Source organism: Rubripirellula amarantea, from assembly GCF_007859865.1.
Lineage (GTDB): Bacteria > Planctomycetota > Planctomycetia > Pirellulales > Pirellulaceae > Rubripirellula > Rubripirellula amarantea.
Window position 1 is genome coordinate 399,633 of record NZ_SJPI01000001.1, and the last position, 18,104, is coordinate 417,736.

Annotated in this window: 14 protein-coding genes; 2 read left to right on the forward strand and 12 right to left on the reverse strand. The window is 53.1% G+C overall.

Translation table 11 applies throughout. The annotated features are described in order from the left end of the window. Nucleotides 1-12: 12 nt before the first annotated feature. The 12 genes from Pla22_RS01520 to Pla22_RS01575 are packed head-to-tail and all read right to left on the reverse strand — an operon-like array spanning nt 13 to nt 12,456. Complete coding sequence (locus tag Pla22_RS01520) at nt 13-978, reverse strand: class I SAM-dependent methyltransferase (RefSeq protein WP_146513017.1); 966 nt, start codon at nt 976-978, stop codon at nt 13-15. Next, complete coding sequence (locus Pla22_RS01525; protein WP_146513018.1) at nt 975-1,985, reverse strand: class I SAM-dependent methyltransferase; 1,011 nt, start codon at nt 1,983-1,985, stop codon at nt 975-977. The genes Pla22_RS01520 and Pla22_RS01525 overlap by 4 nt, the downstream gene beginning before the upstream one ends. Before the next feature lie 11 nt (nt 1,986-1,996). Beyond that, nucleotides 1,997-2,704: a class I SAM-dependent methyltransferase gene (locus Pla22_RS01530; RefSeq protein ID WP_146513019.1), complete on the reverse strand. Its 708-nt coding sequence runs from the start codon at nt 2,702-2,704 to the stop codon at nt 1,997-1,999. Further along, complete coding sequence (locus tag Pla22_RS01535) at nt 2,701-4,050, reverse strand: lipopolysaccharide biosynthesis protein (protein ID WP_146513020.1); 1,350 nt, start codon at nt 4,048-4,050, stop codon at nt 2,701-2,703. The genes Pla22_RS01530 and Pla22_RS01535 overlap by 4 nt, the downstream gene beginning before the upstream one ends. Further along, nucleotides 4,047-5,180 (reverse strand): glycosyltransferase family 4 protein, encoded by a 1,134-nt coding sequence (locus Pla22_RS01540; protein ID WP_146513021.1) that lies wholly within the window; start codon nt 5,178-5,180, stop codon nt 4,047-4,049. Before Pla22_RS01540 ends, Pla22_RS01535 begins: the two co-directional genes overlap by 4 nt. Next, nucleotides 5,177-6,910 (reverse strand): asparagine synthase (glutamine-hydrolyzing), encoded by a 1,734-nt coding sequence (asnB, locus tag Pla22_RS01545; RefSeq protein WP_146513022.1) that lies wholly within the window; start codon nt 6,908-6,910, stop codon nt 5,177-5,179. Before asnB ends, Pla22_RS01540 begins: the two co-directional genes overlap by 4 nt. A 2-nt stretch (nt 6,911-6,912) precedes the next feature. Next, nucleotides 6,913-8,070 carry a glycosyltransferase gene (locus Pla22_RS01550; protein WP_146513023.1) on the reverse strand — a complete coding sequence of 386 codons (1,158 nt, stop codon included), beginning with the start codon at nt 8,068-8,070 and terminating at the stop codon, nt 6,913-6,915. Then, a complete protein-coding gene (locus tag Pla22_RS01555; RefSeq protein ID WP_146513024.1) occupies nt 8,067-9,335 on the reverse strand; it encodes a glycosyltransferase in 1,269 nt (422 codons plus the stop codon). The genes Pla22_RS01550 and Pla22_RS01555 overlap by 4 nt, the downstream gene beginning before the upstream one ends. Further along, nucleotides 9,332-10,297, reverse strand: a complete 966-nt coding sequence (locus Pla22_RS01560) for a class I SAM-dependent methyltransferase (protein WP_165440477.1) — start codon at nt 10,295-10,297, stop codon at nt 9,332-9,334. The genes Pla22_RS01555 and Pla22_RS01560 overlap by 4 nt, the downstream gene beginning before the upstream one ends. 8 nt (nt 10,298-10,305) lie before the next feature. Beyond that, nucleotides 10,306-11,394, reverse strand: a complete 1,089-nt coding sequence (locus tag Pla22_RS01565) for a glycosyltransferase (RefSeq protein WP_146513026.1) — start codon at nt 11,392-11,394, stop codon at nt 10,306-10,308. Beyond that, nucleotides 11,387-11,761: a DUF2304 domain-containing protein gene (locus tag Pla22_RS01570; RefSeq protein ID WP_146513027.1), complete on the reverse strand. Its 375-nt coding sequence runs from the start codon at nt 11,759-11,761 to the stop codon at nt 11,387-11,389. Before Pla22_RS01570 ends, Pla22_RS01565 begins: the two co-directional genes overlap by 8 nt. Next, complete coding sequence (locus Pla22_RS01575; protein WP_242631736.1) at nt 11,758-12,456, reverse strand: glycosyltransferase family 2 protein; 699 nt, start codon at nt 12,454-12,456, stop codon at nt 11,758-11,760. The genes Pla22_RS01570 and Pla22_RS01575 overlap by 4 nt, the downstream gene beginning before the upstream one ends. A 551-nt stretch (nt 12,457-13,007) precedes the next feature. Here Pla22_RS01575 and Pla22_RS01580 point away from each other — a divergent pair. Both Pla22_RS01580 and Pla22_RS01585 read left to right on the forward strand, forming a co-directional pair. Continuing rightward, nucleotides 13,008-15,233: a double zinc ribbon domain-containing protein gene (locus tag Pla22_RS01580; protein WP_146513029.1), complete on the forward strand. Its 2,226-nt coding sequence runs from the start codon at nt 13,008-13,010 to the stop codon at nt 15,231-15,233. A 367-nt stretch (nt 15,234-15,600) separates the two neighbouring features. Then, nucleotides 15,601-18,075 (forward strand): serine/threonine protein kinase, encoded by a 2,475-nt coding sequence (locus tag Pla22_RS01585; protein WP_165440478.1) that lies wholly within the window; start codon nt 15,601-15,603, stop codon nt 18,073-18,075. Nucleotides 18,076-18,104: the final 29 nt, after the last annotated feature.

Sequence of the window (18,104 nt, forward strand, 5' to 3'; positions counted from 1 at the left end):
TACGGAAGAATATCATGGCTGTGCGGTCGCCCGAAATGCCCAAGCGCCCGTATTCAGCGCCAACTGCGCCTGAACGCTAGAATTCTTGATTCCAAATCGTCGCCTTAGCCACCAATACGATCGGTATGCGGCGACCACTGGCGAAACCATCAGGTAGCTGACGGAACGAGGCAAGCCTTGGAACATCCCTGTGTAAGACAATGCTCGGATCCCTAAGTAGTTCGGATCTGATTTGATCCAGTCAACCGAGAAACCTGCGTCAACAAGCGCGGCGTGGACACCGAAATGGGTCATGTTGAAATAGCTAGCGTGGTCATGGAAGGGAACCAAATAGGCAACACTTCCGATAAAGGTGCCTCCAGGCTTCAGCACCCGTTTCACCTCGCGAAGAACGACGGCCGGGCACAAAACATGCTCAAGCACGGCAAGTGATATCACAAAATCAACGGTGCAGTCCGCAAGTGGAATTGCATGAGCGTCAGCCCAGAACGGAGCTTCCTTGTGTTCGTAGTCAAATCCAATCCATTCGTATCCAGCATCTTCAAGTGAGTTTCTGTAGTCACCTGCACCGCAACCCAGATCCAAGCATCGGCTGCCCGAACCTTCAGCGGCAGGGATGTGGCTTGCCAATTCCGGCGTCAAGTGCCTTGGCAGCTTCGCAGGATCAACACACCATGAATGATCAGCCGCGAACTCCAACACGTCGTGCTCGACAACACTGAAGTTGGATTGATGCGGCAATCGAAAACTTAGCGGTATTTCCACCGGGTGCCTTGGACGAAAGTCCGCCTTCTTTGATTCATCATTCCAGTAGTTCTGCTGGCAATCCGTGCAGAAAGTTTTCTGGAGTCCCCAGGCTAAGCTACCAGAACAAATCGGACAGCGCAGAACAGCAGGCCACCAAGAATCGTACTTGGCCAAGTCTGCGTCTTGTGACATCTCGAATGAAAGATCTGGCATTGATTCGCTTTGATTCATGACTGCACTTTGGATCGCAAGAGGGTAATCCCACCTCGTTCCTCAATTTCAAAGGGTTGGTTCAAGCACGTTGATGCGATCTCCCGCATTCGTTTGGCACTCATTGGGTGATCATGCTTGGGACTCAGGGCATCAAAAGTGTCATGAATCGCATGTTCTTTGAGTGTCTCCGAATCCATATGTCCATAGCCCCGCGCAAAACGGCGGTTGTAGACGGGGATAATATTCTGCGAGAGCAGCATTAAGAGCTTGCCAAGGTACTGTTCTGGCGGAGCTTTCCGAAGTGCCGTTGATAATCCCAGGAGTGGTGGAGTTGTCCAACGCAAACATTTCAACAGACGGTCAGGGTCCATGCGCGTCGTGATTGGTCGCAGTACGTACTTCCAGTGCATCATCTGCTGAATGGTACGAGCGTAGGAATGCACAAAGACGAGCCCGTCTGGTTTGACGAATTGGAGGATGTGTTGAAGCGTCTCGTCGGGATTTGGCGTGTGCTGAAGCACACGATGACAAAAGACGATGTCGAAAGAAGCCTTCTTAAAAGGCAAATCGACAATCGAGGCCTGCAAGAATGCCGCGCCCTCATCCCCTGCAAGGTTGGCTCTCGCCGTGTCCACGCCAGCCAAGTCGGCGGCAATCACCCGCGAACCAAGATGACGCAATATCTGAGTATCTGGCCCTGCACCACAACCGCATTCGAGAACCAGTTTGTCTTGGAAGACACTCGGATCCCAGCGAGTACGATCCAGAATCGTGTCCATGCGTAATTTACCGCCCGCGACATTGTCGAGCTGTAGCTTGGGAAACTCATCACGCAGTTTGCTGAAGTTTCCTCTTGAGTAGCTTTCATCAGCCACGAATCGCGGGATGCCGCCGATGATAGGTACAGTTCGATTTCCCGATCGAAGCTGACCACCGTCATGCTCCCAGTCCTCCGTGAGCTGGCGGAGCAACCAGTCAGGACAGACATTTGAATTGTGAGTTTTCATGTGGCTAGTTGAAGACATCCTGTTCTCGGTCAAGTAACGGCATCAGCGTGGCACAAGATCATCATGCAAGGAGACTTGCTCGACTTTCCAAGCAGGACATCCCACCATTCCAGACACGCGTGAACAGACAGTGTGCGTTTCATCAACGGAAAAAATTTCGCTTCGACAACTGAAAAACCTCTGGCTTGGAGGAACAGTTGTAACTCATCACGCGTCCATTCACGCACGTGGGCTTTGTTGTTGGGTGATCGTACATCTGTGCCGTTGAGACGAATACGATCGGGTGTGCTGAGAAGGATTTGAGTGTGTCTTCCACTCATTCGTCGAATGTGCTCAAGAAGACGTTCGGGATACTCCAGGTGCTCGATAACATCAGCGCAAATGACAAGGTCAAAGATGTCTACCTTCTCCTCACAAGCCATCACGTCATCGAGATCAAGGACTTCAAACTCACCACGGTCATATCGAGAACGACATATCTCGATCGCTTCGGGCTGATCAAATCCATGTACATCAAACTCTGTTCCAAACATATTCATCAGCTTGGTGCCGGGGCCGCAACCGATATCAGCGATTCGGTGCAATCGATGCTCGTCGGCTAGTCGTCGCGCCCATTGATAGACATGGTATTGAAAGTAACTGCTTGACTTGATCCTTCGCGGCGTCCAGTACGGACCATCGTGTTCCTTAAGCGGCGGGTTGCAGACATAATCATCTGGCAAAAAGTAGTCCGTCATGGAATTGATTTTTCAAGAAGAGAGTGTTTCGAGAATCCACGCCTTGCGATGACCAACAAGCAAGCCCACCAAGCCATTTGTCCCAGTAAAAAGGAGTAAGCCGCGCCAATGGCCATGCCATTCGGGATAAGCAGCAGCCCAGCAGAAATCTGAATGACAACGGTCAAAAGACCCGCCCAAGCCAATACTGAAATATTTTGTGAACAGGCCACATAGGGACGAAGCCACAGGATTGGGATCGTGACGTAGACTAGCATTAGCAATTGCGACGGAAAAGCAGCGTCTGAGTACGAGTCTCCAAAGACGAGTGGAATTCCCCAGGGAAGAGCAAGGATGGTAAGAATCAGAACTGGCAGTCCCGTCACTGCGAGGATCGAGGTCAACTGCACCAAAAAACGGTTACGGACCAAGATTTCGTTTCCAGCAAGCTGAGTCGAAATCTTCGGAAAGATGACCTGGGTAATTGGTTCTAACACCAGGGATACCTGCGAAGTCAAGCGCCGGGCGAGGTCGTAGGGAGCGAAAACCTCAGGGACGGCAAACCATCCAAGAATGACCAAGTCAACCCGATTCGCCAGGCGACCTGCGATGGCGGCAACTGCGGCGCTTGAGAGCATCGAACGATTCTGTTTGATGGAAGCCCAAGCTCGTCGGTTGTTTGATTCGCCAATCGGATCAATTTTCATCGACCGAAGCGATCTCTTCGCGAGCCACGCAAGGCATGTTAAGCGAATGCACCACGCCAGCATGGTGGCTAGGGCAACCGAGACCGGCGTCGGCCAGAACATTAGCGCTGCGGAGACCAACACGAGTTGGAAGACACCCGAAATGCTTCGCCAAATCGCGAGGCTTCGAAAATCTCCGTTGAGACGCAACAGAGTGCGCGCGGGTTCATCAACGGACATCAGTAGTGGTTGTACCGCCAGGGCTGCAAATAGCGTGACCGCATGCCCATTATTCGTGAACTGTTGTGCGAAGACTGGCGCGAGCAAAAGCAACGCGACGGTAACGACGAAACCACCAAAAAACTCTAACAAAAAGCAGCCGCGTACTAGCGATGCTGCTTCCTGAGAATCATCGCTCGCTTGTAGTTTTGGAATGCGGATCGTCATCACTTCCCAAACTCGAAAGTCGAAAACAGCGCAGGCGAGCAACGTCACGGCCATTGCGATTCCCAGTTCACCAAATTGTTGTTTCGATAACAACTGAGTCGTAATGAATATCTGACCGAGCATGGCGAACGCGTCAGCAAAATGGGCCAATGACAGTGTGCCCGCTGCCCACGCGGAGGGTAAGGTCCGCTGTGTTCTTGCTATTCTGGATATCGCAGACCGCAAGCGAATCATGAGTCCGACATTTCTGCGGTAGTGGAGAGTCGTTTAAAGATCCGTTGGGCTCTCGCGTTCCATGTGAAGTCACTGCGTACCAATTTTTGTGCAGCCATGCCGAGCGATTGACGTTGGGTAACATCCTGAAGTTGAAGTAGAGCCGCTTTCCACTGTTGCAAGTCGCCGGTCGAAACCATCCACGCCGTTTTGCCATGGGTCACAACTTCGCGAAGTACCGGTAGATCCGACACCACAATTGGTTTTCCGGCGTCCATGTATTCAAACAACTTCATTGGAGAGATCCACTTGGCAATGTTCTCTTTCCCAAATGCTTGGACACGATCCTGGTAGGGTGCTACCAAAATGTCAAATGCCTTTAGGAATTGAGGGATTGACTGAGGGCGGACGAAGTCATGGAAAATGAGGTTGCTTAGCCCATCGCTCAGTTTTTGGCATCGTTCGATGTCAGATGGCTCACCACCAACTAAATGGAAGTCCATCTGCGGAAGCATGCGGGCGAGCTCGACAAGAAACTCACCGCCGCGTCCTGGATAAAGATGCCCACAATAGCCTACTTTCAAACGATCGACGCCTGGTAAGGAAATCGGTGTGATGGTGTCGTAGTCCACCGGATTCACAGCATCCGGTTCGACGTGAATGGGAGCTTCGTAAGAATGTTGGTGCTGGAAGTCCTCACTGAGCTTTTGCGTGATGGACACAACCCCAGCAAAGCCACGAGAACGAATCAGTCGTCGTTCGATCAACTCCGTCAATCCGGACCTCACCGAGTGAATCTCGTAAACCGTACGAGCGATGTGCCGGCAGGCGAACAACCCCAAGGTGTGACGGCCATAAATTAGATCCGGTTTCTGTTGCGAGATCCGTCTTCGCAGGCTGAGCGCGTACCAAAACTCGCGTCCCTGGGCAAAGCGAGACTTCGGCAGAATTGCCAATCCAGCTGTACCTGGGACGTCGTAGAATTCGTGAAGCTGCGCCACGTTCATCGATTGACCATCTATTTCTCCACGTCGCGCATATAGCGTTACGTCGTGTCCCAGCGAAGCCATCGCCTCCGACATTCGCATCACATGAATGCTGTTGGCTTGCCGGGACGGCAAATAGGATCCAGAGATGTACGCGATCTTCACGACAATCCCTTCGCAATCTCGAAACCGTCTGGATAAGGGACGCCAAAGCACTCGTGAAGCAACATCGCAGGACGGTAGGCCGAGTAGGTCGGCAAGTACCCTCGCGGCACTCCAAATCCTCTTTTCTTTCGGTCCAAGGTCTCATCACCGATGAGGCCTCGGTACGCCGCTCGCAGAGCTCCTTTTAACCCGCCGCTGAATCGTAGGGCCTCAGGAATGCGAAAGGCAAACTCAATGAGGTTGCGGGACAAGAAAGGGACGCGAACTTCCAATGAAACCGACATGGATGTGCGGTCGACTTTCGTGAGTAGGTCGTCTGGCAGGTAGCGGTGAAAATCAAGGTACTGCAACCTTGTACGTGCGGTAAGGTCTTCGCGCCAAAACTCTCGCCACGCCCAATAGTCATCGTAGTCGTCAGCAATCGAGAAGGGGGCTCGATATTTTTGCTTTTCCAAGGCTGTTAACCGGCCGGTCAACTTAGTGTAGTGGTCCAGTGGGGGCGCTAAGTGTGAACTAAGCAAATTCATCGAGCGACGCCGGACTGTTCGATGCCCGAATGTCTGTTTGGATTGCTCACACCAGCGGAAGAATGTCTCCGACCGAGGCAAGCGATCTACGAAATCCATGTAGTGGCTATAACCGCCGAATAATTCGTCTCCTCCGTCCCCTGACAAAGCCACGGTAACATTTGCCTTGGCATGTTGGGCGACCTGATAGGTTGGAAAGGCAGAGGTGTCGACAAATGGATCGTCAAACCATTCTCGCAATCGACTAAGTTGTATTTCCGAACGAGGGAGTTCGGCCGGATGGTGAGTCGTGTTCAAGCGGTTGGCGAAGGAATTCGCATAAGGCAGTTCATCTTTGTCGTCTTCAAACCCAATCGAGAACGTTTGCAAATCGTTCGTCTTCAGAGCAGCTTCGTAACTCAGGACACTCGAGTCGATGCCGCCTGATAAGAAGCAGCCCACGGGAACGTCAGCAATTAATTGATCGCTGATGGAACCGCTGACTTCATCACGAATCCGACCACTGATCGTTGTTTGATCCAACTTCGGATCAGGATCCACGACCAATTCCCAGTAGCTTTGGGCTTGATCAAGCCGTTCGTTGCCGACATCAAAACGGATTGAATGAGCCGGTCGAAGTTGAAAAACATTCTGTAGCGAGGTCTTGGGGCACGGAATATATTGATATGTTAAGAAGTCATAAAAGGCATCCAATCTGGGCGCAGGGTTTTGCGGGAGGACGGCAAGGATCGCCTTGATTTCCGAACCGAAAACGAAGTGCTTACCGTCCCAGAAATAGTACAACGGTTTGATTCCGACCCGGTCTCGCCAGAGTCCGATTTTGTCGGTGGACTTGTCATAGATCGCGATTGCAAACATGCCGTCGATGTGCTCGACGAAGCTATCGCCCCACTGCAAATAGGCATGCAGCAAGACTTCGGTATCAGATTGAGTTCGAAACTTGTGCCCGAGACCGGCAAGACGATCTCGCAAGTTGCGATAGCCGTAGATTTCACCGTTGAAGACGATCACGACCTGACCATCAGGACTGTGCATTGGCTGGGCCGATCGCGAATCCAAATCAATGATCGAAAGCCGTGCGAACGCCAGCGTAACTCGCTCGTCTCGCCAGACTTGTTGGTCATCGGGGCCACGATGGCGAATGCGCTGAATGCCCCGGTCGTAATTGCCCTCACGAAGTGTTCCGCCTATGAATCCACACATACCTAGACGCTCCCCACAAGCGGATTCTTAGCAACTGGGGCTGATCCAGTCGGAGCACTTCCCTCGGACGCAATAAGTGATTGCCAGTCACTCATGACTCGACCGCTCGATGCATGACCCCGTACCCAGTCGCTCGCTGCATTGGATCGTTGCTCAGCTTCATGTCGACTGGACAGGACTTCCTTCAACGCGTGTGCGATTGCCGGCGAATCTCCGACCGGAACGAGCCAACCTCGATCATCGCCAATTAACTCGGCAGGGCCGAACGGGCAATTAGTGCTGATGACGGGGGTTCCAATCGCCATCGCTTCAATCAGCACGTTAGGGGATCCTTCGTGGTCACTGGTGAGTACGAAACAGGATGCCTTGGCGAGCCACTGGTGTAGGTCTTCGCGGAAACCAATCAGTTTAACGATGTCGGTTAGGCCTAATGACTCTATCTGGTTTTGTGTCTTTTCACGTAAAGGTCCGTCACCACACCAGACGACTTCAACTTCTCTGGGTTGGCCAGTCTCTTCTAGTCGCCGAAGAAGCAGACGAATAGCGTCGACAAAAATGTCAGGGCGTTTCTGCTCCGCCAAACGTCCGGCCGCAACAATGAGTGGCTTTAACGCGGCGACTCGCTGGGCCTGAGATAGCGTTTGCTGCACATTGACACCGTTCCGAATCGTTTTCATGCGAGATTCTAGATGCGGCCAGCGTTGGCGAATGTCGCCGCGAACGCCTTCGGAGTTGGCGACCAATGTTTCGCTGCGGCCAATGTTGCGATCCAACCAAAGCCACCCCAGTTGCTGGGCGAGCGTTCTATTGGAGTGCTCTATATTCCCGGAAAACCTGGCGATCCAGCGTACCGGTACTTTGCGAACAGCTTGTCCGACGAATTGTGCGGTGTAGTTGCCGTTGGATATGACCACGTCGGGCTCTGTTTTCGCGAACAACTGGCGCAGGCGACCGACGGTCCTTAGCGTATGGAGCGTCGAATGATGCTCAAGACATTCGACTTGCACCTGACCAGGGCACGGATAGTCGATTTGGCGTCGGAAAAGCACCAAGGTCATTTCACATGTTTCGAAACCAAGATGGCAGGCCATGAAGCTGGCCCATCGTTCGGCACCGCCTTCGGCCAACGTGTTGCTGACGATCATCACTCGCGTCTTCATGTCTTGGCCATTTCCGATAAGTGTGAGCCTGGCTCCACTAGACGACCGTGCCGCTGCGATGGTTCGGGGATGGACCACCAAGCGAGAAGATCACGCACAGTTTGGCGAATATCGAATTTGTCGAGAACCTGTGACGGAGTCGACGTAGCGGAAGCCTTGGCCCCACCTGCCAGATAGTCCTCAATGCTAGCCGCCCAGAGATCCAATTTGCCCGCCGGCAGGATCTTGCCGACCGTGTCGTCGGTGATCAATTGTTCGACGTCAGGTGACGGCGTCGTCAGGCAATAACAACCGGCCGCAATGGCTTCTTTGAGGACGTTGGGCAAACGCTCTGCGGAATGGGTCGAATGAAGCAAGAACAATCCCGCCGACGCAAGACCGGCGGCTAGTCTCGATGGATCCACGTGGCCATGGAAAGTCACCTGATCCTTGATCATCAATTGGTCTGCTAAACACCGCAAGGCGTGGCGTTCGGGGCCGTCACCGTACACCTGTAGGTGGACTGCAGGATTGCTTTTGGATACTAGGGTGATAATTTCCAATGCTTCGGCGACTCCTTTTTGCGGGATAAGCCTTCCCGCAAAGGCGATTAGGCTCGGTATCTTCCGTCGCTGTTCATCGGATAAGCGCGTGTAAAGATTCAGGTTGATCCCTTGATGCACAACTTTCACGCTGGAAGCATCAACGCCGTGATCAGAGAGTGTTGCAACGTTGGCAGGCGACCAAGTTCGCACACCTGCACCGCGACGTGCGACTTCAAAGCTGAGTGGAATGGCCATCTCGATATCGTATGCCGACAAGCTTGTCGTAACGCGCTGATTGGGTGCGATCTGCAAGATGAGCCAGCCGAGAATTGCTGGAACGTGTCCCCAATACAGATGCACAATCTCCGGGCGTTCCCGTTTGATCTTGCTAAGCAAATCGAAACACCGGAGCGACCACCAAACGCAACCGGTGAGCACAGCAGGCCGGCGCCAGAGCGAACTGAACAAAGTGGCGCCGAGTCGCAAGGTTGTCCATGGATGTCTCATCATCCCGGTAAGCCCGCGCAGCAAAGAGAAACACGAAGCGTGATCGAGGTCGAGCTCACACGCATTTTGTTGCTTGCAAACACGATGGTAGTCACGGCGTTTGCCGCGCAGAGTTTTGACTCGAACATCGACTCCCTGGCGGCGGAGTTCGTTGATCTCAACGGTTGCGAACGCTTCGGAGGGTACCGGAAACGCCATCGTCACGTACCAGATGGTGGGTGGCTTGTGACTCATGACTGGATTCGATCGTCGGCTGCCGCAACGAACGTCAAATACTGCTTGGCGAGATCGTCATCGGAATATTCCCTCCAGCGAGGCTCCGCAGGCCGAAAACTCTTAAGATCTTCCAGACTCTTGGGATTCGTCGTGCTGTCAAACCTCTCAATCCGAAACGAAGAGGCTTGGATTAGCTTTTTGTAGTCGGGTACTCGCAAGCGGTTGTGATAAGCGATGCCAGTGCCTGACAAATGTTCCCACGTCGCGTCATCGTATCTGAGGAAATGAACCGGACTGATGTTCGGATCGTGATGGGATGAATGATCGGATGGATCCACCAAATGGACCGTCCGACCCGATGGTTTGAGAATGCGAATCATCTCCTCAAAAAGCTCTGCAATCGTCGGAGCAGGGATATGTTCGAGCGTCACGTTGGATAGTACCAAATCGACCGACCGATCGGCCAGTTCAAGCGAGCAGGCATCTGCGGGGGCGTGATAGTGCATCGGAGGGTTGTCGAACAGCGATGCCGGTTCGGTTTGTTGAAGGGCTTTCGCTAGACGGTTGCCAAAGTGTTTCTCATCGGCTCGTTGACGAATCATTTCGATCGAGTCGCGATCGTTCACGAGCCATCGTATGATACGATTCGCGGACACCGGAAGCAGGTGTCGATAAAGGTCGACGCTGTGAATTTCACGTGCTCCCATTAGCCAAAGAATAAATGGCATGAGTGGTACCCAACCCGTGCCAATCTCGACGACCCGGCTGCCCGAGACTGAGCAACCGGAGTCGATTGCCAGGTCGATCAGATGGATAATCTGATCGCGTTTCTTGGCAAAGTAGACCGGTGAGCGATGAAAACTCGAGTAGATCTGTAGGCGACGATAGATCACCTGACCCAAGGGATGATCGAATAGGTTCCTGAGTAACCACAATCGCTGTCGCCAAGCCAATCGCATCGGTAGCACTTTCGAAGTCATGAAACCATTCATTCTTGGTTGAGAGCGAATTTGCGTTGGCTTTGCGATTGGTCGGAGGATTCGCACTGAGTATCCGACCCGCGGATGTGATCATTGCGTTTCCTCGATGGATGCCGCAGAAGGCCCCATGTCATGCCAATCCCCCGGGACATGGCGCGCTGCGAGCTAAAAAGAGGGAAACTGAAGGCCAACCAGTACCAAGGCCTGTTTGTCTCGGGGGCTTGGAGGATCGCTCGAGTCATAGAGACCTGACAGATCAGCAGGAGACTAAGGATCAGCATTGAAACAATCAAAAGCAGTTCAACGTTAATCTGTCCGATTTTACACAGCGTGAGCCATACTAGTAGTAACATCGCCAGCGGAGGCTGGACGTAGTCCAGCCAGCCGGCGTATGAGTCTCCTCTCACCTTCTCGGGATGAAGCCGGTATAATCCCATACGGTGGTAACCTTGTCGGCACTGCGTCTTGAGATATTTCCAAAAGCGTGTTGGATGGTGGTGCCCGACACGTGAATCGATTGTAAATTGCAAGCCATACCCACGATCGCAGATTCGAAAGGCGAGTTCCGCGTCTTGCGCGAGTTTCAGGTTTTCATCAAATCCGCCTGTCTGCTCGAGCACCGCTTTGCGATAGAGCACGTTGAACGTCGCCAGGAAGTTGACCTCGGATGGCATGCGCCGGTGCCGGGCAATGATCTCTTCATGAATGAGTGTCGCGAGTAACGAGTTAGGATAGAGATTGTCGTAACTGCCGCCGGCACCGGCAACTTGATCTTCTTCCAGATGAGGTAAAAGAAGTTGCAACGCATCGCGGCGGGCGACGCAGTCGGAATCAATGAACCATACGAGGTCAGTTATCGCGTGACGCCACCCCAGGTTGCGGGCCGAACCAGGGCCTTCGCCTTTGCCGGTAAGAACCGTGATGGGATACTTAGCAGCGATATCGGCGGTGTTGTCGGTTGATCCGTCGTTGACGAAAATAATCTCAGACAAGTCCCCGGATTCGAGTAGACCGACGACTGAATCGAGGCATTTCCCCAGCGTCTTTTCGCAGTTCTTTCCGGGGATCACGAGGCTGACGGATGGCGATTCAGTCATTCGTCAGATTCTCTGTTTCGGACTCGACATAGCCTGCGCCGGTGATGGCGGTGCGAGTTGCCTCAATCCGCGCCAAGCGAATGATTTGACGCTGCAGCGAATGGGCTTGTGCTTGCATTCGAAACCAGACAACCGGGGCGACCAGCATGAAGATGTAGACCATCAAGTCGGTGCCGCGGCCGATCCCGAGCCTGCGAGACAATTCGCTCGTCCAAGTAGGTTGCGCGATCAGGGCGAATGCCACGCACCACGCCAGAATACGGATCACTCGCAACGTCAGGTTGCCGCGGCGCTGACGCAGTCCACGAATGTCGAGCAGAACGACTCCACAGAGGATCGGCAGTACGATGTACTGGAACGTATTCATTTGACGAACCGCCCTAGCATCAAGTCACCACCGATTCTCGCGGCATCAAAAGTTGACTGGCCTTTCTCGAGCGTGGCTTCGGTGTAGCGGATGGTGACCGGGACCTCTTCGTATCGCAAATTCTTACGAGCAATCTGGTCAAGGATTTCCGAGGCGTGCGCCATTCGCGGTTGCTTGATCTCGATGGACTCCGCGGCATGGCGGTTCATTGCGCGGAAGCCATTATGAGCATCGGTGAGTGGAAGCCCGGTGGTTAGTCGCGTGAAAACAACAGCCGCTTTTAGCAAGCAGCGTCTTTGCAATGGCATCCTTTCAGTCTGGCCTCGAAAACGCGACCCCAGAGCAAGATCAGCCCTTCCCGAACGCACCGGTTCGAGCAGGCATTCAATTTCGCTGGCTTCGTGCTGACCGTCAGCGTCGAAAGTGACAATAAAGTCAGCTCCCTTTGCTAACGCGAACTCTATTCCCGTCCTAAGCGCCGCGCCTTGACCACAGTTAAGAGGATGACTGAGCACCCAAACCGGAAAACCTCTCGCAATCGCCACCGTTTTATCGGCGGAACCATCATCGACCACCACCACATGAAAGTTACCTTCCGCGAGCAATTTCATTAGCGTCGCTGAAATCCGGCTTTCCTCGTTGTATGCCGCAACCACAATCCAAATGCTTAGTGAGTCTTGGCGTGGTTTACTCACGATCGCGTCGCAACCAGATCCGTGCGTTGTCGCTACCACCGACTCACTCTTCATGTGCTGCCTGCTCGACGAGAGTTCACTAGTCGCGACCCAATCCCGATCCTGATCGCCCCCAGACGATTGACAGATTTCAGACGCATTTTGAACTTCGCTCGAATGCATGTCTGTGATCGGTACGTAGAGAGAGGACTGGATAGAAGACTCGCGAGGCAGTCCTATTCGCTTGTCGCCATCGGAATGCCGCGGTGCACTGAAAGTGTCCCCGCTGGACTCAAATCAACAACCTTCACCCCGTTAAAGTTTGATGAAGGTTGCGAGTCTGGGATTCACATCTCAATGCACGAACGGTCGACTACTGGACAAGCGCAAAAGCAACGCCTTCTAAAGCCCCATAAATATTGTGTAGAGGTCTTTGGTTGCTGCACTACGATCACGGCAATTTCGGTTGACGTGACAGTCAGTAGCAAGCAAGCGTGCTAGGAAGTCAACGCTAACGATTTCAGTCCCTGTTGCACTGCCAACCACACAATGAGTTGGCTACGATAATTCCCATGACAATCAAACACGCCAGCAGTCCCGCAGTTGTCTGCGCGCCTTGCCAAGCCACCAATTCGCCGGAAGCAAAATTCTGCAAGGGATGTGGTCACGCCTTGTATGAAGCGTGTGCCAAGTGCAACGAGCCGGTACTTTTGGATCAGAAGTTCTGCAACGCCTGCGGCGCAGATTTAAACGCGATAATCGCGGCGAAGACCCAGCAGCAGGAAGAGAAACTTGCTTCCGCCGTGGAGGCTGCCAAACGCAGTGATTTCACGTATGCCATGGAAGCATTGGAACCGATCGCAAGTCTAGAAGACTTTCGATTCAGAGGATTGGCTGAGGTCGCCAAAAAAGCGTTGGGTCAAATCTCAACCTTGCAACGACAAAGCATCGCTAATGCTGATCAGATGAAAGCGTTGGCGTCAGAAGCGTTCCAGAACGACAACCGTGAAGACGTGGTCAAGTATCTGAAGAATGTACCGGAGCCTTTGCTCGACGACGAGTTTCGGGTGATGCTGGCAGAATCAAAGAACTTTGTGCAAGAGTTACAGATCCTGAAAACCGAACTAACCCAGTCTAGCCAAAAGGGCGACTGGCTTTCATGCGGAGGCCTGATTGATCAACTATTGAACTTGTGTCCACAGAATCAAAAGTACGGAAAGACGGCTGAGACGGTGGCGTCAAAACTACTTTCCAAGGCCAAGAAATACTACGGTGCGCAGCGTTACGCGGATGCCGCCAAACACCTAGAAGCGATTCCCAAACAACACATTAACGATGAAGCTCGGAAGCTAACGGACACAATCAACGATGTTCGCTGGTTATTCGAAACCATCGAGGCTGAGCCATACATGACTCCCGCGATGGGGCAAATGGCAGCGAAACTAGCTCAACTCGTCCCCGACGACGCTCGCTTGAAGAAGCTGTTAACGCGGCTGAAAGAAAAGAAGCAGCAACCATCCAACGAAGCACGTTGCCAACTCTCGCGGTCACTAGGCGATAGCACAGCATGGACGGGCGGCGAAGTGAAGGTACTTTCCCGACCGACTCAGTTCGAAGCAGAAGACCAGATCTTTAAGTCTAACGAAGGTGTTCTTTCCGTTGCGATTGGGCTTTGCATCCAAGGACTTGGTAAAGGCCGCATTTCGGACGAACTTTCTGGCAACAAAAAAGGCTTCTTCGGGCGAAGAAAGGCCCGGTCATGCTGGGGAATCGACATTGGTTCGTCCAGCTTCAAGGCGGTGCGAATGGAAGTGGTCGGCGAAAGCCTGCGTATCACCGACTCGTTCGTGCGAAACATCTCACCAAGCCGAATACTTCAACCGAGCAGGGATCGCACTGAAGAAGACGAGAACTCGGCACTGCGAGGTGCGCTGGAATCAACGATCAAAGACTTCACTGAAACCTACGACTTAACCAAAGAAACGCTTTGGGGAAATCTACCGTCGTCGGAAATGACGACTCGATTCGTTCGGCTCCCCCCCTTGCCCGACAAGAAGGCCCTCCCTTTGATGGATGCCGAAATCACGAACCGAATCCCACTGCCTCTCGATGATCTCGTCGCCACCAGAACGCTTAGCCCATTCGACAAAGACGAAATCCATGGCCGAGCGGCCATTTTCTCTGCGGCACGAAAGAAGCGAGCAATGCGGCGTATGGAGTTGCTTGAGGGGCTTGGATTGAAACTTGATGGACTTCAAGCGGACGCGAACGCGATCGTCAACTTCGCCTACTACGAATTTGCGGACTTCTTTGGCCCCACGGTCGGTGACAACACCGAAGCCGAAACCGACGCTTCTGCCGTGAGCTTTGAAGACGAAACCCCAACGATTTGTCTTGTCGATGCTGGCGCAAATACCACAACCATCATTTTTGTCTCCTCAGAAACCCACTGGTTCTGGAGCCTGGACCATGGTGGTGAGCGACTAACGACCTCCTTGGCCCGATCGACAAAATCGACAACCGCGCAGGCAGAAGCACTTAAACGTTCACCAGCAAAACTGACGTCCCCCGAGTCTCAGTTTGCTCCTCTTGAAGAACGAATGGAGCAGCTACGCGTCCGCCTCAAGCAACTTAAGAAGGACGCCAAATCGCAGAACTCGCGATTCAAATTCGTGCAAACTTGGTGTGTGGGAGGGAACTGCCAAACTTACCAATGGATTCGACGAGTCCTGGTGTCGAGATCCGACGAAACAATGCAAACGAAGAACTCAAACGAGGCAGAACCGATCGGAACTTAGCAGCCACTCAGCGCCGAACTGCTCAATTTCCCCAGCTAACACTGGCGAACAGATGCGACGTTTATCATGCCAGAAGAACAACTCCGAAGCTTTGTGACTATCAACGCATCAAAACGCCTCCATCAATACTTCACGGATAGTCTTAACTAACATCGCGTTCTAATTCTTTGCGACCGTCTTTATTGAGAGTACCGCAACCCACCGCTAGAAAGAACTGAGCTTGTTAGTTCCTCGCATTTAAATAATGGCCCCACCTGTTCCGCCCTCTCATCGCTGGCAGACCGATCTTCGACCCACTGAATCGCAGACACGGTTTTTTGATTCGATAGGCCTGCGAACGCCAACAGACTTTAGTCTGCCGATAGACATGGGTGAGTACACGATTACTCGCTTGCTCGGTCGCGGCGGTATGGGTGTGGTTTTTGAGGCGACGCATCGTCGAATGCAACGGCGGGTGGCAATCAAGTTTGTCAGTTCTTCATCGAACCAAAGCTTCCATACCGAAGACCAATTCCTTGCCGAGATCCGGGCTGTAGCCAGACTGTTGCATCCTCGAATTGTGACAGCCTTTGACGCAGGACAATTCGGACAAACCGCCTACCTAGTGATGGAGTACGTTGATGGCTTCACCTTGACTGAACTGCTATCCCAACGTGGGCCTCGATCTGTTGACGAAGCGTTGAACCTAACCGCTCAGGCGGCCGAAGGACTCAGGTACGCTCACCTGAATTCCATCATTCATCGCGACGTCAAACCGAGCAACTTGATCATCACGCAGAGCGGAGAACTCAAGATCCTGGACCTGGGTCTGGCGTCGTTCTTGCAATCAGCCGTCCCAACAACGAGCCATGATCAGCTTCGCCAACAATCGGAGCCTATCTGCGGAACGCCGGAATTCATGTCGCCCGAACAATTTGAGGGACGCGAGCTGGACGAATCGGCTGACATATACTCGCTCGGATGCACCCTACATTTCCTGCTGACCGGTCGTCCCCCCTATACCGGCGAGCCAATCCCACTGCTCAAGCAACACTGCTGTGCAGAAATCCCTGCATTGTCGACATCGAAGCGCCCGGTGTCCGATGAGGTGCAGCAACTCTTCGAGACAATGATCGCTAAGGACCGTGCGAATCGTTTTTCCAACATGCAATCCGTGATTGAGGCAATTACCGAAATCGTGGGGTTACATGACGTCAAGCAACGGATACCTCCAGGACCATCGAAAGCCGGCGTCGCAGGAAGGCGACATGTCCCGGCGAGTGTTCCGCTGGAATCGAATTCATCACGCCCCAAGAAATCAGATTCCGCGAACTGCCATTCCGCAGCGATAACTTTAGCCGTCAACGTCGGTGCGAGATTCATTTCGGCAGCGTTGGCCAGCGAGAAAAGGGCGTCCATCCCTTTGCAGTTTGGATCCAAGAAGTCTCTCGTTTTCCCCGCTGCGTTTTCAGTTCAAGACAACAAGGTGGTGCTGGGGTCTCGTGCACTGCGTGCGATTGAGAATGGCGACCCTGGTGTTGCCCGCGCATTTGATGCCGTCCGCGGAGGACAATTGCTTCGTATCGGCGCCACAACTCACCCGTCGACCATGCCCTTGACAATGCTGTTCTCCCGACTTCGCTTCGATGCGGAAACGTTCGCGGGGGCGATGGGCAGTGCCAAGGTCTTTGGTGCCGACGGAATCAGCGATGCTCAGCCCAGGATTGAATCGGTCATCATCAACGTGGCATCGTGCTTCGGACAAACAGTGCGCGAACGCTTGGTCGCGGCAGCGACTCTCGACGGCATAAAGAATGTGCGGTTACTCGATCGCAATATTGCTGCAGTGTTGTCGCAATTCACATTCAGCGACCTGAATTCTCGCCCACTACTGAATCAGGCCGCAGGATATTGGCTTGTGATTTCGATCGACGACATTGCGATGGAAGTAGCGTTATTCGGGGTGAGTAACCGTCGCATCCACATGCTTTCGGTCGTCAGTCATCCGAACAGCAATCAATGTCGTTGGAACGGTAGGCTGCGTCGACACCTGGGTAAACAAATTGAGCGACATCGGCCAACCGATTCGCCGGGCCGAAGCAACCACCATTCGGAAGCTAGAAACTCTAGCGATGACTTAAGTGCGGAAGAACTTGAGCGGCGAGCTGCAGAATCGCTGCAGCTTAAGAATCGAATAGACGCCGGACTGGATTTACTGGCCGAGCAGGAAAGTTGTGGGATCGCTTTCAAATCGAGTGGCAAGCGAGTAAAAGCGGTCGTCACATCAATCACCATCAACGTGACATGCGCGGACCTGCTGGTCGAACTTGGTTCGGCCATCGCGAAAGTGCTTTCGGAATCCGGCGTCGATGCAGAAGAGATCGGATGCGTTCTAGCGATTGGCGGACTTCCGATGACGAGCGTGGTTGCAAATTTGCTACGCAACTTTGGTATTGAACCAGGCTGCACGCACGTATCATCCGCTGAGTTGGCAACGTCAGCGACAAAGATTACCCAAATTGATCGACTGTCCACTTCGCTGGCACCGCGACTGGTTCCCTGCTTGGGGCATGACATTGCTTGGACGAGCATCGCTGACGGAGACGAGGCTCCGTCGATCGAAGCCGCTAACCCCAATTTGCTGATGCCGCGTCTTACATCCTTACCAGCGTCCGTTGTGCAGCGTATTCCCATGGTAAAAAATCAAGTCGGAAAAATCACATTACTGGAACGACCGGTCGCGAGGGACAGTGATTGGATCCCTTTCGATACGGTCGAGCTCAACGGCATCAGCGAGTGTGAGACCAAGGCGACGTTTGAAATAGACAGCGAAGGAAAACTAAGCGTTCGTCTTGATCGTTAAAGACATCCACATCGACGTATCACCTGTGC

Bases quoted from the DNA above. Each gene is read 5' to 3' on its own strand.
- Pla22_RS01520 (WP_146513017.1), bottom strand. From the start codon at position 978: ATGAATCAAAGCGAATCAATGCCAGATCTTTCATTCGAGATGTCACAA.
- Pla22_RS01525 (WP_146513018.1), bottom strand. From the start codon at position 1,985: ATGTCTTCAACTAGCCACATGAAAACTCACAATTCAAATGTCTGTCCT.
- Pla22_RS01530 (WP_146513019.1), bottom strand. From the start codon at position 2,704: ATGACGGACTACTTTTTGCCAGATGATTATGTCTGCAACCCGCCGCTT.
- Pla22_RS01535 (WP_146513020.1), bottom strand. From the start codon at position 4,050: ATGATTCGCTTGCGGTCTGCGATATCCAGAATAGCAAGAACACAGCGG.
- asnB (WP_146513022.1), bottom strand. From the start codon at position 6,910: ATGTGTGGATTCATAGGCGGAACACTTCGTGAGGGCAATTACGACCGG.
- Pla22_RS01550 (WP_146513023.1), bottom strand. From the start codon at position 8,070: ATGAAGACGCGAGTGATGATCGTCAGCAACACGTTGGCCGAAGGCGGT.
- Pla22_RS01555 (WP_146513024.1), bottom strand. From the start codon at position 9,335: ATGAGTCACAAGCCACCCACCATCTGGTACGTGACGATGGCGTTTCCG.
- Pla22_RS01560 (WP_165440477.1), bottom strand. From the start codon at position 10,297: ATGACTTCGAAAGTGCTACCGATGCGATTGGCTTGGCGACAGCGATTG.
- Pla22_RS01565 (WP_146513026.1), bottom strand. From the start codon at position 11,394: ATGACTGAATCGCCATCCGTCAGCCTCGTGATCCCCGGAAAGAACTGC.
- Pla22_RS01570 (WP_146513027.1), bottom strand. From the start codon at position 11,761: ATGAATACGTTCCAGTACATCGTACTGCCGATCCTCTGTGGAGTCGTT.
- Pla22_RS01580 (WP_146513029.1), top strand. From the start codon at position 13,008: ATGACAATCAAACACGCCAGCAGTCCCGCAGTTGTCTGCGCGCCTTGC.
- Pla22_RS01585 (WP_165440478.1), top strand. From the start codon at position 15,601: ATGGGTGAGTACACGATTACTCGCTTGCTCGGTCGCGGCGGTATGGGT.